General features: G+C 52.2%; 14 protein-coding genes. 12 read left to right on the plus strand and 2 right to left on the minus strand.

The annotated features are described in order from the left end of the window. Positions 1 to 16 precede the first annotated feature (16 nt). The gene (locus tag MUB23_RS12210; RefSeq protein ID WP_244800867.1) at positions 17 to 877 is read right to left on the minus strand and encodes a LysR family transcriptional regulator; all 861 of its coding nucleotides are present in this window, start codon (positions 875 to 877) and stop codon (positions 17 to 19) included. Between the two features lie 190 nt (positions 878 to 1,067). Between MUB23_RS12210 and MUB23_RS12215 the strand changes: the two genes are divergently transcribed. From MUB23_RS12215 to atpC, 8 genes are read left to right on the plus strand one after another with little or no spacing between them, the layout of a single operon-like run. Beyond that, positions 1,068 to 1,754 carry a F0F1 ATP synthase subunit A gene (locus tag MUB23_RS12215; protein ID WP_244800868.1) on the plus strand — a complete coding sequence of 229 codons (687 nt, stop codon included), beginning with the start codon at positions 1,068 to 1,070 and terminating at the stop codon, positions 1,752 to 1,754. Between the two features lie 40 nt (positions 1,755 to 1,794). Then, the gene (gene atpE / locus MUB23_RS12220) at positions 1,795 to 2,013 is read left to right on the plus strand and encodes an ATP synthase F0 subunit C (RefSeq protein ID WP_244800869.1); all 219 of its coding nucleotides are present in this window, start codon (positions 1,795 to 1,797) and stop codon (positions 2,011 to 2,013) included. Between the two features lie 18 nt (positions 2,014 to 2,031). Further along, positions 2,032 to 2,532, plus strand: a complete 501-nt coding sequence (gene atpF / locus MUB23_RS12225; RefSeq protein WP_244800870.1) for a F0F1 ATP synthase subunit B — start codon at positions 2,032 to 2,034, stop codon at positions 2,530 to 2,532. Beyond that, complete coding sequence (gene atpH, locus MUB23_RS12230; RefSeq protein WP_244800871.1) at positions 2,513 to 3,016, plus strand: ATP synthase F1 subunit delta; 504 nt, start codon at positions 2,513 to 2,515, stop codon at positions 3,014 to 3,016. The genes atpF and atpH overlap by 20 nt, the downstream gene beginning before the upstream one ends. A 4-nt stretch (positions 3,017 to 3,020) precedes the next feature. Continuing rightward, positions 3,021 to 4,532 (plus strand): F0F1 ATP synthase subunit alpha, encoded by a 1,512-nt coding sequence (gene atpA, locus MUB23_RS12235; RefSeq protein ID WP_244800872.1) that lies wholly within the window; start codon positions 3,021 to 3,023, stop codon positions 4,530 to 4,532. Position 4,533: 1 nt separating this feature from the next. Then, the gene (atpG, locus tag MUB23_RS12240) at positions 4,534 to 5,436 is read left to right on the plus strand and encodes an ATP synthase F1 subunit gamma (protein WP_244800873.1); all 903 of its coding nucleotides are present in this window, start codon (positions 4,534 to 4,536) and stop codon (positions 5,434 to 5,436) included. Between the two features lie 24 nt (positions 5,437 to 5,460). Continuing rightward, positions 5,461 to 6,855: a F0F1 ATP synthase subunit beta gene (gene atpD / locus MUB23_RS12245; protein WP_244800874.1), complete on the plus strand. Its 1,395-nt coding sequence runs from the start codon at positions 5,461 to 5,463 to the stop codon at positions 6,853 to 6,855. 8 nt (positions 6,856 to 6,863) lie between these two features. Then, positions 6,864 to 7,283 (plus strand): ATP synthase F1 subunit epsilon, encoded by a 420-nt coding sequence (gene atpC / locus MUB23_RS12250; RefSeq protein ID WP_244800875.1) that lies wholly within the window; start codon positions 6,864 to 6,866, stop codon positions 7,281 to 7,283. 75 nt (positions 7,284 to 7,358) lie between these two features. On the opposite strand, the gene MUB23_RS12255 is transcribed toward atpC, so the two are convergent. Continuing rightward, on the minus strand, positions 7,359 to 9,659 hold the full coding sequence (locus tag MUB23_RS12255) for a restriction endonuclease (protein ID WP_244800876.1): 2,301 nt from the start codon (positions 9,657 to 9,659) through the stop codon (positions 7,359 to 7,361). A gap of 299 nt (positions 9,660 to 9,958) precedes the next feature. Here MUB23_RS12255 and MUB23_RS12260 point away from each other — a divergent pair, with 299 nt between their 5' ends. From MUB23_RS12260 to MUB23_RS12275, 4 genes are all read left to right on the plus strand, one after another. Continuing rightward, positions 9,959 to 10,450, plus strand: coding sequence for a GNAT family N-acetyltransferase (locus MUB23_RS12260; RefSeq protein ID WP_244800877.1), 492 nt, complete (start codon positions 9,959 to 9,961; stop codon positions 10,448 to 10,450). A gap of 115 nt (positions 10,451 to 10,565) precedes the next feature. Continuing rightward, the gene (locus MUB23_RS12265) at positions 10,566 to 10,988 is read left to right on the plus strand and encodes a bacteriohemerythrin (RefSeq protein WP_244800878.1); all 423 of its coding nucleotides are present in this window, start codon (positions 10,566 to 10,568) and stop codon (positions 10,986 to 10,988) included. Between the two features lie 289 nt (positions 10,989 to 11,277). Next, positions 11,278 to 12,396 (plus strand): DUF6688 domain-containing protein, encoded by a 1,119-nt coding sequence (locus MUB23_RS12270; protein ID WP_330641889.1) that lies wholly within the window; start codon positions 11,278 to 11,280, stop codon positions 12,394 to 12,396. Next, entirely contained in the window at positions 12,393 to 13,403 is a 1,011-nt protein-coding gene (locus tag MUB23_RS12275) for a nucleoid-associated protein (protein WP_244800880.1), read from the plus strand. Before MUB23_RS12270 ends, MUB23_RS12275 begins: the two co-directional genes overlap by 4 nt. Positions 13,404 to 13,421 lie beyond the last annotated feature (18 nt).

Raw genomic sequence — 13,421 nt, forward strand, 5'->3', positions numbered from 1 at the left:
GATGACAGGGAGACGGCTACATTTGCTTGGCATAGGAGAGGAGATACCGATAGAAATTCCGCACCACCGGATTCTGCCAGCCTTCCTTGCCCTTTGTTACGATGATATCCCGCCGGCATTCCGGACTTTCGATCGGGAGAAGCACCACCTGGGAGCTGCGCAAAGGGCCCCAGGAATATTTGGGCCAAAAACCGATTCCTATCCCTGCGCTGATCAGGTTCCGAACGTTTTCCGGGTTGTCGCTCTCAAAAACGATGTGAGGCGTAAATCCCGCCGTCTCGCAGAACTGATCACAGATCGCGCGGATCGGGCGGGTTTTATCGAGACTGATATAGCCTTCCTTTGCTGTCTCGCCGAGGCGGATGGAGGAACGTCCCGCATAGGGGGAGGCCGCCGGCACGGCGAGGAAAAATTCTTCCTCCAGAATCGTCTGGGTCCGCTCGTCCTGGACGCTGCCCGGAGCCACCATGGAGACGCACAGATCATAATTATCGCTGTTCCGGTTCTGATAAAGCTGGAAATTGTCGTTGGGATACTGGGCTTTATAGGCAATGATGCACTTGGTCACCATGGTGGAAGCAGCCAGCATATTCAGGTGAATCGTGTGGCTGGAAAAATCGTTGGCCTCCCGCAGTTCCTCCGGCAGACTGTCCAGCGCCGCGAGAATCGGGTACAGCTTTTTTTGAAGCAGGCGTCCGGAATCGTTCAGGGAAATCCCCCGGCTTTTCCGGTCGAAGAGCGGCATCCCCAGTTCTGCCTCCAGGCGCTGGATGGACTGGGTCAGCGCAGGCTGGGCGATGTGAAGCTGCTCGGCGGCATGGGTCATATGTTCATAGCGGGCGGCCACTAGAAAATAGCGGAGTTGAAGCAGTTCCATAAAGAATTCTCCTTCAATAGGATTCAAATTATAAAAACATCATAATTATATCGTAACACTTATAAAAAGGCAAGGTTTCCTGGAAAAAGCGATAACATGAAAGTTATCATTGCATCAAGATTTCCTATTGGAAAAAAAGAGGACCCGTCACTATAATAAAGCATTGATAAAAAAGGAAGGGGGGACCTGTATGGGAGGCCTGGCAGAGCGCTTAACCGACGAAATGACGTGCGAAACCGTGTTTACGATACCGCTTTTCGGCGGCATCGAAATCGATGAAGCCGTCGTCGTAACATGGATCATCATCGCGGTTTTGACGCTCTTATCCATTTTCTTAACGCGGAATTTGCGCGTGGAAAATCCCAGCAAAAGGCAGCTGGCATTGGAAACCGTGATCGGCGGGCTCCGGAACTTTTTCCAGGATATTCTGGGCGAGGAGGGCCGGCAGTATGTCCCGTATCTGATCAGCGTGGCGCTTTATATCGGTGTGGCCAACCTGATCGGACTCGTCGGTTTTAAGCCGCCGACCAAGGATATGAATGTGACGGCTGCGCTGGCCATCATGAGCATTGTGCTGGTGGAGGCCGCCGGAATCCGGAAGAAAGGCGGCGTCGGGTGGCTGAAAAGCTTCGCGGAGCCGGTGGCGGTGGTGCTGCCGATCAACATTCTGGAATTGTTCATCCGGCCAATTTCCCTGTGCATGCGGCTGTTCGGCAATGTGCTGGGAGCATTCATCGTAATGGAACTGATCAAAGTTGTGATCCCGGTGGCCGTGCCGGTTCCGTTCAGTTTCTATTTCGATATTTTTGACGGCCTGATTCAGGCCTATGTGTTTGTGTTTTTGACTTCCCTGTTTATCAAGGAAGCCGTCGAGTAGGGCAAAGCCCGGAAAATTGAGAAAAAAGGAGAATAAAAAAATGTTGGTAGCAATCGGAGCAGCAGTAGCGGTATTGACGGGAATCGGAGCAGGAATCGGAATTGGTCTTGCCACGGGAAAAGCGGTGGATGCCATTGCGAGACAGCCGGAGGCGGAAAGCAAGATCAGCAAGTCCCTGATTTTGGGATGCGCCCTGGCGGAGGCGACGGCTGTGTATGGCTTTGTCATCGGCCTTTTGATCATTTTCTTCCTGGGATAAGAAAGAAGGTGCCTTGAAGTGTTGCGATTGGATTGGAACCTGCTTTGGACCATCCTGAACCTGCTGATTTTTTATGTCCTGATCCGAAAATTCTTGATCCATCCGGTTCTCTCCATCATGGAGAAGAGGGAGAACCTGATCGAAGGACAGCTAAAGAACGCAAAGGCCCAGGAAGCGCAGGCGGCGGCCAGCAAGGCGGAGTATGAGGCCGCCCTGGCGTCCGCAAAAGAAGAGGCGGCTGCTATTGTCGAGCAGGCAAAAAGCGAGGCCAAAGAAAAGGGCGAAGCGATCGTCCGAGAAGCAGAGGCGGAAGCTGGAAAGCAGCTGATTCGGGCCAAGCAGGAGGCGGAAGCCGAGAAAGAACGCGCCCGGATGGATGTGCAGACCGAGGTGGCCGGACTGGCAATGGCGGCGGTGGCAAAGATTCTGGAAAGCGGAAGCGACGCGGACAGCGATGCGGCGCTCTATCGTCAATTTTTGAAAAAAGCGGGTGGTGCGAATGACACGGACGGCCGTTAACTATGGAACGGTTCTGTATCAGCTGAACCCTCCGGAGGAGGCGGTTCGGGAAATGACGGAAATCTTTCGTCTGTGTCCGGAGGCCGCGGAAATCCTGGACAATCCGGTGATTTCCCGGAAGGAGAAGCATGCGGTGGTGGACCGGTTGTTTCCGGAACCGCTCCGGAATTTTGGAAAGCTGGTCAGCGACCGGGGCCATGCCCGAAAGATTGGGGAGATGGCTAAGGTCTATCAGAACTGCAAAAACCAAGAGCGCCATATTCTTGCGGCGGAGCTTTTCTGTGTGACGGAACCGGGGGATGAGGAGCTGGAGGGTTTTCGAAAATTTCTGCTGGAGACCTACCAGGCGGAAGACGTGCAGATTACGGTGAGAAAAAAGCCGGATCTGATCGGCGGATTCCTGCTCCGGGTGGGCTGCCGGGAATATGATTGGAGCCTGCGTGGACGGCTGCAGCAGCTGAGACAGAGTTTGATCCGGAGGTAAAAGGATGAGTGCGATTCACTCGGAAGATATTATTTCCATTTTAAAAGAGGAAATTGAAAATTATGAGGCGATGTGCGCCGACCGGGAGACCGGAAGCGTGATTTGGGTCGGGGACGGCATCGCCACCGTATACGGCATTGACCATGCGGTGTACGGAGAGATTGTCACCTTTGAGACCGGGGTAAAGGGCATGGTGCAGGATATCCGCCAGGATTCCATTGGCTGCATCCTGTTCGGCAAGGACACCGGGATCAAGGAAGGCACCAAAGTGGTGCGAAGCGGAAAGCGAGCAGGCGTGCCGGTGGGGCCTGCGTATATCGGCCGCATCGTCGACGCGCTGGGAGCGCCGATTGACGGAAAAGGGGAAATCCCCGCAGAGGACTATTTCCCGGTGGAGCGGGAAGCGCCTGGAATCGTGGACCGTCAGTCGGTTACGGTGCCTCTGGAGACGGGAATCCTCTCCATCGACGCCATGTTCCCCATCGGCCGCGGACAGCGGGAGCTGATCATTGGCGACCGCCAGACAGGAAAAACATCCTTGGCCGTGGATACGATCCTGAACCAGAAAGGGAAAGACGTGGTCTGCATCTATGTAGCTATCGGCCAGAAGGCATCGACCGTGGCAAAGCTGGTGGGGACGCTGACCAAGTACGACGCCATGGAGTATACGATCGTGGTTTCGGCCACGGCAAGCGAATGTGCGCCTTTGCAGTACGTAGCCCCGTATTCCGGCACGGCGATGGCGGAATATTTTATGCTGCAGGGGAAAGATGTGCTGATTGTCTACGATGACCTTTCCAAGCATGCGGTGGCTTACCGGGCCCTGTCTTTGCTTTTGGAGCGGCCGCCGGGACGGGAGGCTTATCCGGGAGACGTATTCTACCTGCATTCGCGTCTGCTGGAGCGGTCCAGCCGTCTCAGTGAGAAAGCGGGGGGCGGTTCGATCACGGCGCTGCCGATTATTGAGACCCAGGCAGGAGATGTCTCTGCCTATATTCCGACCAATGTGATCTCCATCACCGACGGCCAGATTTTCTTGGAAAGCGATCTGTTCTTTGCCGGTATGCGTCCGGCTGTCAACGTCGGCCTTTCGGTTTCGCGGGTGGGCGGAGCGGCCCAGACCAAGGCCATGAAGAAGGCGTCCGGCAGCATCCGGATCGACCTGGCTCAGTACCGGGAGATGGAAGTGTTTACTCAGTTTAGCTCCGACCTGGACGCGGCCACCAAAGCGCAGCTCCAGTACGGAACCTGTCTGATGGAGCTTTTAAAGCAGCCTTTGTGCCAGCCGATTTCCATGGCGCACCAGGTGATTACCCTCTGCGCCGCGACCCACAAAGTGATGGTGGATCTGGAGAAGAAGAAAATCAAGCCATTCCAGAAAGATATGTTGGAATGGTTTGACCGGGAGCATCCGGAGATCATCGGAGAACTAAACGAGACCAGAGCGCTTAGCGACGAGCTGGCACAAAAAATCGTCGCGGCGGCGGAAGAATTCAAAGCAAAGAGCGGGGGTTGATATGGCAAATATCAGGGAAATTCAGGGGCGGATGAAAAGTATCCAGGACACCATGAAAATCACCAACGCAATGTATATGATTTCTTCATCGAAGATGAAGCGGGCAAAGAAGGTTCTCTCAGATACGGAGCCCTATTTTTACGGCATGCAGAGTGCGATCAGCCGGATCCTGCGCCATGTGCCGGACATCGAACACCCTTATTTCGAATCCGAGCATCCAGGCCCGTCCCATGAAAAACGGATCGGCACCATCGTGGTTACGGCCGACAAAGGCTTAGCCGGGGCGTACAATCACAATATTTTAAAGCTGGCGGAGGAGCAGGCAAAGCTTCCGGGAAGCCATACGTTCTATGTCCTGGGCGAACTGGGCCGCCAGAATTTCCGGAAAAAGAAGCCGGAAAATGTGGAAGTGGATCTGACGTTCCGCTACACGGTACAGAGGCCGACCATGCACCGGGCCAGGCTGATTTCCGAGCGGCTGCTTCATCTGTTCCAGGAGGGAAACTTGGACGAAGTCCATATTATCTATACGGTGATGGTCAATGCCATGACAGCGGAGCCCCAGGTTTTGCAGCTGCTTCCCTTGAAAAAGGCTTCTTTTGGACCGGCCATCGCCATTCCTTACGGCGTGCACCAGGAGGAAATTATGCTGAACCCTTCTGCGGATGCGGTGCTTTCCGCTATCATCCCCAACTATGTAACGGGAGTGATCTACGGCTGCCTGGTGGAGTCCTATGCCAGCGAGCAGAACGCGCGGATGACCGCGATGGAGTCCTCGACGAGAAGCGCAAAGGAGATGCTCCGGGATCTTTCCGTGGAGTTCAACCGGGCGCGCCAGGCTGCGATCACCCAGGAAATCACCGAGGTGATCAGCGGGGCAAAAGCCCAAAAAAGCAAGAGTTAGAACGGGAAGAAAGGAGCCGATAACATGGAGCAAGGCAGAATCGTACAGGTCATGGGACCTGTGGTCGATGTAGAATTTGAGAGCGAAAATCTTCCTTTCCTTAAAGATGCCCTGACGGTAGAAAACGACGGCAAAACCTGCGTCATGGAGGTGGCCCAGCACATCGGGAACCACACCGTGCGCTGCATCATGCTGGCGGCCAGCGAGGGGCTTCATCGGGATATGAAAGTGACGGCCACCGGGGCCGGGATTCAGGTGCCGGTAGGAGAACGGACATTGGGAAGGCTGTTTAACGTGCTTGGCGAGGCCATTGACGACGGCGAGCCTTTGGACGGCGAGGCGCGCTGGGTCATCCACCGGGATCCGCCCTCCTTTGAGGAGCAGAGCCCGGTGGTGGAGGTGCTGGAAACCGGGATTAAGGTGATCGACCTTTTGGCGCCTTATGCAAAGGGCGGAAAGATCGGTCTGTTCGGCGGAGCCGGCGTGGGAAAAACCGTGCTGATTCAGGAGCTGATCCGGAATATCGCCACCGAACACGGCGGATATTCGATCTTTACCGGCGTCGGGGAGCGTTCCCGCGAGGGGAACGATCTATGGACTGAGATGAAAGAGTCCGGTGTTTTGGAGAAGACCGCGCTGGTCTTCGGTCAGATGAACGAGCCTCCGGGAGCCAGAATGCGGGTGGCTGAGACCGGCCTGACCATGGCGGAGTATTTCCGCGACCAGGAGCACCAGAACGTGCTGCTGTTTATTGACAATATTTTCCGGTTCGTCCAGGCGGGATCGGAGGTTTCGGCGCTGCTGGGCCGGATGCCTTCGGCGGTGGGCTATCAGCCGACGCTGGCCACGGAGATGGGCGAACTGCAGGAGCGGATCACTTCCACGAAGAGCGGATCCGTGACGTCCGTGCAGGCGGTTTACGTGCCGGCTGACGATTTGACCGACCCGGCCCCGGCGACGACTTTCGCCCATTTGGACGCGACCACAGTGCTGTCAAGAAAGATCGTGGAGCAGGGCATTTATCCGGCGGTGGATCCGCTGGAATCTACGTCCCGGATTTTGGAAGCAGATGTGGTCGGGGAGGAACACTACGAGACCGCAAGACAGGTACAGGAGATTTTGCAGAAATACAAAGAATTGCAGGATATCATTGCCATTTTGGGTATGGAAGAGCTTTCGGAAGAAGATAAGCTGACGGTGTTCCGGGCCAGAAAGATCCAAAAATTCCTGTCCCAGCCGTTCCACGTGGCGGAGACTTTCACCGGCGTGCCGGGGACCTACGTGCCTTTAAAGGAGACGATCCGCGGTTTCCAGGCGATCGTGAACGGAGAGATGGATTCGTATCCGGAATCCGCGTTTTTCAATGTGGGAACCATCGACGATGTCATCGCTAAGGCAAAAGCCGAAGCGGAAAGCTGAGGTGAAAAATGAGCAGTTTTGGTCTGAGGGTCCTTTCCAGCGACCGGGTGTTTTTTGAAGGACGCGTGAACATGCTGGTGCTTCCGGCCCCGGACGGAGAGGCCGGAATTCTGGCACACCACGCAGACATGGTGATCGCAGTTCAAAACGGCGAGATGCGTTTTCAAACCGAGGACGGTGAGTGGCATTACGCCGTGGTCGGTACCGGCCTGGCGGAGGTGATCAACAACCGCGCCCTGGTGCTGGTGGACACGGCGGAGCGTCCGGAGGAGATCGACGAGAAACGGGCCCAGGAAGCCTTGGAGCGGGCCCAGGAAGAGCTGCGTCAGAAGCAGAGTATTGAGGAGTATTATGTGACCCAGGCCACCTTGGCGCGGGCGTTAAGCCGGCTGAAGGAGAAAAACCGGCATGGGAATATCAATAATTAGGTTATCGTGGGAGATCATTTTTGAGAGGGAGGAATCCGGAACCGGCGGGATATGCGGCGGCCCTGGGTTCCTCTTTTATTCTGAATCGCTCTCCGTTTCGGGGTCATGAGTCAAAAGACTTTCAAACATATCCAAGATGGTTTCGTCGTCCAGGAACTTTGGGAAAACCAGGTCAGTGAACGGATTAGAATCGTCCTCCGATTCATTCTCCAATTCTGTCAGCTCAAAAATCCGGTCTTCTACCATTTCTTTGACAGAGGAGAGATCCACGCGGAAACAGTTTTCCAGGGATTCCAAGCCGGCTCGGTAATCATCGCAGAAAGATTCATAATCAATCTCTTGGATGTCCCCAAGGGCTAGTTCCTTTGTGTAATCTTCCAACGCCTCATAGACCCTGGAAAATCGATCCTTTTCCAAGGCGCAGGAATGGTGAGGAAGGAGATCACAGAAAAGGAGAAAATCTTCAATGGAATACACAAACGAATACTCGAACCAAGCGAGAGCATATTCCAAGGCTGCCCGGATGATTTCTTTATCCCAAATTTCCTCGTATCCATTGGCGCTTAAATTTTTCAATAGATCCCGCAACGTATTCGGTTCCTCTTTTTGATGCCAGTTGTCTTCGGTCAAAGATTCCCGTCCTGCCTCCAGCCAGGAAGGTAGCTGATGAATAAAATTTAGAATCATATCCTGAATTTCCGGGAAGGAAAGCTCTTTGTTGGCTTCCGACAGATTGATCATTTGTTTTCCGGGAATATAGATGGTTTTGATTTTGTCGAAGGGGGCGGGATCCATCGTTCGCCGGATTGCATTGAGGACGGCATCTTTGTGGGCGTGACTTAGTTTCCGGTCGATACCAGCCAGGTGGATGCAGGAGTCAAAACTCGATGCAAAATCGCAGAGCGTCCGGAATTCACCGTCGTTTTCCCGGAGATATCCCTGGATGAAATCACGCACCGAGGGGTTGTGATAGGCCACCGACGCGCGGTCTATTTTAATAAAGGTTCCTTCCGCTTCTTTGAGGGCATCCCGAAAATCGGTATCGGACAAAGAACGATTCTCCGACACCGCCTTGTGCCGGTGATAGGGCTCGTAATCCTTTTTTAAGTCTGAAAAGAAAACAGAACGGGGGGAGGCGCTGAGCAGAAGCAATAAATCCTTCGCCGCCGGGCTGATCTGTCTGCGGAAAGCGTTCTCCCATAATTTGTTCGGATGGCTTAGGGTGTCCATAAAAAAATCATAAAAGCGGCTGCTGTCGGGAAGATGGAATAAATTTGTGACGGCCTCGATCAGCCGGGGACTGTAATTGGGGTGATCAATGATTTCCATGATTCTTCCATCTGCCAGCAGGTCTTGAATGCAGTCTTTGGGCACATGATAAAAATAGAGATGATTGTACAGGATCCGCGCTCGATCCGCTTTGGTGTAATCCTCCAGGGAAATCATACATTTGTTATAGTCAAAGTCTTGGCGGGCAAATTCCTCGTAGCTGAGGCGGGCCTGATTGAGGATATACTCCCTGGTAGTGAGTATAAATTTTTTCCCTTTCTGCCGGGAAATATGCCTCAGGAACGACAGCAGTTCTTTGCCCTCGTTTTTGTTCGTTTTCATTTCCAGCGCGGTGCTGCCCAGAAAGTCGTCGTAAAGGAAAAACTGCTTTCCCTCCGGCCGGTAGGTTTTGATCGCTTCTCTGATATCGGAACGAATCGGAATGATTTGATATCCCTGGTCTAAATAGTAGATGGATAATATTTCTGCGAGAGTGGTTTTTCCGATTCCGGGAATGCCGGAAATAATGCAGCAGTTAAATTCGTCCAGGACTTTTTTTGCTTTGCCAAAGGCAGTTTTGCTTTGAACGTAAAGTTTCAGCTTTTCCTCCAGTTCGGCCTGAAGAAATTCACTCTGGCGATAGACCTCACTGTGGAGGACTTTTTGAAGAACCGCCGTGCTGGTAAGCCAAAGTTTATAATGAGCCTCCTCGATATCTGGATGCTGACGGAGGAGCGAATTGATTTCATTTCCGCCTAAAATATCGTTTGTTGATTTACAAAAAGGCTGCAGCAGGGAAAACAGCTTGTCCTTTTCTCCGGTCGTAAAAAAATGGGAGGTTGCCAGGATGTAGCGGGCGGGCCGAAGTTTCCCTACTTTCGGGAGCTCGTTTTTCATTTCTTTGTAAAGTATGGAAAAAGAAGATTTGGTAAAATGCTTGCATTGAACCACAGTATCTTCATTCTGAATTCCGGCGTACCGCAGATCAATGCCTTTATCCCGTCCCTGACGGAAATTTTCCATCTGTTTGCCCCATGCGGAACTGAAGAGATCACAGCACAACAGTTCAAAATCATAGTAAGACAGAGATTTGAAGTCATATTCCATCCGTGTTTCCCACCTCGGTTTATTTTTGTCGGAGTATTATTATTGTAAAGGATACGACAGGAAAAGTAAAGAAATGTTTTGGAATTGTCGAAATAGGTAGAACGTTGTTATGACAAGATCAAATTCTGGATGGCGTGTTTCGAAAAAGATACGGACGAAAAGGCGGAAAAAGAAATTAGAATATGAGTTGCACAGAGAAAGGGAGTGTTTTATAATACAAACAGGATGATTGGATCCGCCATAAGAGATACCGCTATAAAATGTTGAGTGGGATCGGGGGAACAAGAGGAGAGAAAGTGATGGAAATATGCCCTTCGCGTCCGGAAGATCAAGAGGAGATGCTCCGGATTTATGAAATTGCCCGCCGGTTTATGGCGGAGCAGGGGAACCCCCATCAGTGGGGAGACGAGGGATACCCGAAAGCAGAGCTGCTTTCAGAGGATATCCGGCAGAATCGAAGCTATGTCTGTGCAGAGAACGGAGATATCGTGGGGACATTTTGCTATTTCATCGGAACGGAGCCTTCCTACCGGGAAATCCGGGAGGGCGGCTGGCTGAACGATAAACCTTACGGCGTCCTCCACCGCCTTGCTTCCGACGGCCGGGTCAGAGGAGTAGCCTCTGCCACAGTGGATTGGTGCCTGACCCAATGCCGGAATTTGCGGGTGGATACCCACGAAGAAAATCTCGTGATGCAGAATTTCTTTCAAAAGAAAGGCTTCCTTTATTGTGGAAGAATTACACTGGAAGACGGGACAGACCGGCTGGCTTATCAGAAAATTGCGGAATGACGAAAGAAAAAGAGGAAAATCGGGCTGTTTCTTTCCAGGAAAAACTTGACTTTTATGACAAAATAAAGTATCCTAATAACAGGAATAGTTCTCGAAATTAAAAGGAGGATAAGTGATGTACGCAGAATTTGATGACTCCCTGGTAACAGGAAATGAGATGATTGATTCTCAGCATAAAGTGCTGATTGAAAAAATCAACGATTTGGTAGCAAGCTGCGAAGAGAAAAAGGATAAGTTAAATGCGGTCCGTCTGCTGAATTATCTGGCGGATTACACAGAATTCCATTTTTCTGCAGAAGAAAAGCTCCAGGAAGAGATCGGTTATCCGGGAATTGAAGAACATAAGAAAAAACATGATGAGCTGCGTCAGACGGTGGATGATCTGCATCAGATGCTGGAAGACGAGGAAGGCCCTTCGGATGCCTTTGTGGATCAGCTGAATAAGAAAGTAATTGAATGGCTGTATTATCACATCAAAGGCTTTGACCGTTCCGTTGCGGAGTACCGGTATATGCGGGATAACGCAGAGAGGCTGTAAAGCAGGATCATTTATGAGATACTTCGTCGGGCGTGCCACACAGAGGCGCGCATGGGCGGGCTTCATCCGGATTCGGATCCCCGTACTTCCATTGCTGCGCGTGGGCGTATGCCGCCCGTTTCGGTATTCCCATCCGGGCAGTCCGTTATTCGGTATCTGCGCATGGGTGGGTTTCGCCCGATATGGTATAAGAAACGCCGCCGGCCGGCTGACCGGCGGTGCTTTTTTTCTAAAGGCAAGCTTTGGCACATCGGCAGTTTTTTCAGCCGGGAGGTGAAATTATTTATTGATGTTTTTTATTTTGGCATTCTGCGGCCTTCTTCCGTGGGTATTAACCATCTGGAATCTTTACAACCTGATCCGAAAGAGACGAAAAGGCGTCTTTGAAGGGCTGTCGTTGTTGATGGGGGTCATTTTATCTGCTACCCTTTATAACATGTGGGGGATTGTCCCGTGGGACCGGCCGGTGAATTCCATGGCCAGCAGCCTGGACAGTGCTTATCTCCACGAGCCGTTATCCGGGGAACATGCCGTTTTCTTTTTGATTTTGTGCCTGCTCGGTATGGCTGCTTATTTGTACCTGAAGTTTCGGGAATCACCGATGCCGCCGCTGGCCACGGTGATTTTGTCTTTATTGGTTTTGAGCGGCTGCGTCTGTCAGATCCTTTTTCTGGTACAGCTTGGGACCAGTGATGACTGGATCGTTTTTTATCTGCGGATTCTGCCGGTGAATTTTTTGCTGATGTCCTTGTTTTTGTTCCGGGATGTGCTGGAAAAGCAGGCGGAGATCCAGAAAGATCAAGTCTATGAGAATCGATTTCTGCGCGCCGCTAATACCTGCCTGGTCCGGACATCCCGCTGGAGCCGGGTTTTTGTGTTCTTCCTGCTTCCGCTGCTTTTCATCTGTGTGGTCCTTCTGCTTTTGTTCGGACAGCAGCCGGATGGGATCCTGCGTGTCTTCACGGAGACCAGCGATTGGACGCTATCTACCAAGATTTCGCCGCCTCCCGTGACTTATGACACCCATTATCTCTGTACGGTTTCCCTGCGCGGCCACAGGAAGCTGGTCCGGCCCATCCGTTACGGCATCCGGCGCGGGGAAAAGATCGTGGTCAACCGCCAACTTTGCGTGGCCAACGCTTTTGAAGAATTGATTCAGGAGCGGACCCCGCGGTTTCACCGGGCTGTCCGCCATTTTTACGATACCTACGGGTATCCCATATCCCGGTGGATCCGTACGGCGGCGGCCGCAGATGTGGTTTATATTTTGATGAAGCCATTGGAATGGCTGTTTGTTGCTGTTTTGTATTTGTTTGACGCAAAACCAGAGAACCGGATTGCCCGCCAATACCTGCCGGCGGAGGAATTGGCAAGGTCCAAAGAAATAGAAAAGGAAACGATACGATGAAGCAAGAGGAAATGATGATAAAATCCGGGATTGTTCACATCCTGGATTCCGCTGTTGGAATGCCGGTGCTGTCCGACTGTGAGATGGATTTTGGCCCGGATCTCAGCGACTTTTTGAAGGGACATGTGGAGCGTTTTTCGGAGAGCGACGATAAAAAAATCTGCCAGTTCACTTCGGATTCCGAGGTAAAGGAGATTTTACAAAACTGCGGAGAGGAAAATTTCGTGGAGACCAGCCAGTTTTTGGCGCGGAATCTGTACCGGATCCTGAACGAAAATCCGGCGATTCCTTCGGCGGACGCAGTGGTTTTGTGGCTGACCAGGGGGGAGGAAGACTATCTGGCCTTTTTAAAGATGGATTTTAAGACCTCTTACACCCATATCACCAATCCGGCGGAAGGCGGAAACAGCAATGAAATTATTTTGCAGAAGGCGCTTCTGCCGTCTCAGGGCCAGCGGCTGTCCGAGGCTTTTCTGGTGCGCTTATCGGATATGGATCTGCAACTGGTGGAGAAACGGTACGAGGTCAATGGGGAAAAATGCTGGTATTTTTCCGAAAAATTTCTCCAGTGCCAGGCGCCCATGTCCCAGAAGGCAAAACTGGACGTGGTGACCAAAGCGGTGGAGCAGGTGAACCGAAAATACTACGGGGACGAGGATACGGAACGCCGGATGGAGATCAAAAATGTGATCTACAAGGAGCTGGAAGAGGAGGGCGGCCTCCGGGTCGAGACGGTCAAGGAGAAAGTATTTGCCGACAGTCCTCAGATGCAGGCGGATCTCGATGAGAAGCTGGAGAAATATAACATGACCGGGGAAGTGGTGGCGCCGAAGAGCGAGCAGACCCTGCGGAAGTTCCAAAAACAGCATCTTCTGACAGACACGGGAATTGAGATCACGATCCCGATGGAAGAGTATGAGAATCCGGACCGGGTGGAATTTTTGACGAACCCGGATGGGACGATCTCTGTGTTGATCAAAAATGTCGGCAAGCTCAGCGCGAAGTAGGAGGAATATTAGAAAATG

The sequence above is a fragment of the Cuneatibacter sp. NSJ-177 genome (genome assembly GCF_022867805.1).
In the GTDB taxonomy this organism is placed as follows: Bacteria; Bacillota; Clostridia; order Lachnospirales; family Lachnospiraceae; genus Pseudolachnospira.

What these genes read in the sequence shown, in the direction of transcription:
- MUB23_RS12210 (WP_244800867.1), bottom strand. Translation starts at nt 877, where the DNA reads ATGGAACTGCTTCAACTCCGCTATTTTCTAGTGGCCGCCCGCTATGAA.
- MUB23_RS12265 (WP_244800878.1), top strand. Translation starts at nt 10,566, where the DNA reads ATGTACGCAGAATTTGATGACTCCCTGGTAACAGGAAATGAGATGATT.
- atpA (WP_244800872.1), top strand. Translation starts at nt 3,021, where the DNA reads ATGAGTGCGATTCACTCGGAAGATATTATTTCCATTTTAAAAGAGGAA.
- atpD (WP_244800874.1), top strand. Translation starts at nt 5,461, where the DNA reads ATGGAGCAAGGCAGAATCGTACAGGTCATGGGACCTGTGGTCGATGTA.
- MUB23_RS12275 (WP_244800880.1), top strand. Translation starts at nt 12,393, where the DNA reads ATGAAGCAAGAGGAAATGATGATAAAATCCGGGATTGTTCACATCCTG.
- atpG (WP_244800873.1), top strand. Translation starts at nt 4,534, where the DNA reads ATGGCAAATATCAGGGAAATTCAGGGGCGGATGAAAAGTATCCAGGAC.
- atpE (WP_244800869.1), top strand. Translation starts at nt 1,795, where the DNA reads ATGTTGGTAGCAATCGGAGCAGCAGTAGCGGTATTGACGGGAATCGGA.
- atpH (WP_244800871.1), top strand. Translation starts at nt 2,513, where the DNA reads ATGACACGGACGGCCGTTAACTATGGAACGGTTCTGTATCAGCTGAAC.
- atpC (WP_244800875.1), top strand. Translation starts at nt 6,864, where the DNA reads ATGAGCAGTTTTGGTCTGAGGGTCCTTTCCAGCGACCGGGTGTTTTTT.
- MUB23_RS12215 (WP_244800868.1), top strand. Translation starts at nt 1,068, where the DNA reads ATGGGAGGCCTGGCAGAGCGCTTAACCGACGAAATGACGTGCGAAACC.
- MUB23_RS12255 (WP_244800876.1), bottom strand. Translation starts at nt 9,659, where the DNA reads ATGGAATATGACTTCAAATCTCTGTCTTACTATGATTTTGAACTGTTG.
- MUB23_RS12260 (WP_244800877.1), top strand. Translation starts at nt 9,959, where the DNA reads ATGGAAATATGCCCTTCGCGTCCGGAAGATCAAGAGGAGATGCTCCGG.
- MUB23_RS12270 (WP_330641889.1), top strand. Translation starts at nt 11,278, where the DNA reads ATGTTTTTTATTTTGGCATTCTGCGGCCTTCTTCCGTGGGTATTAACC.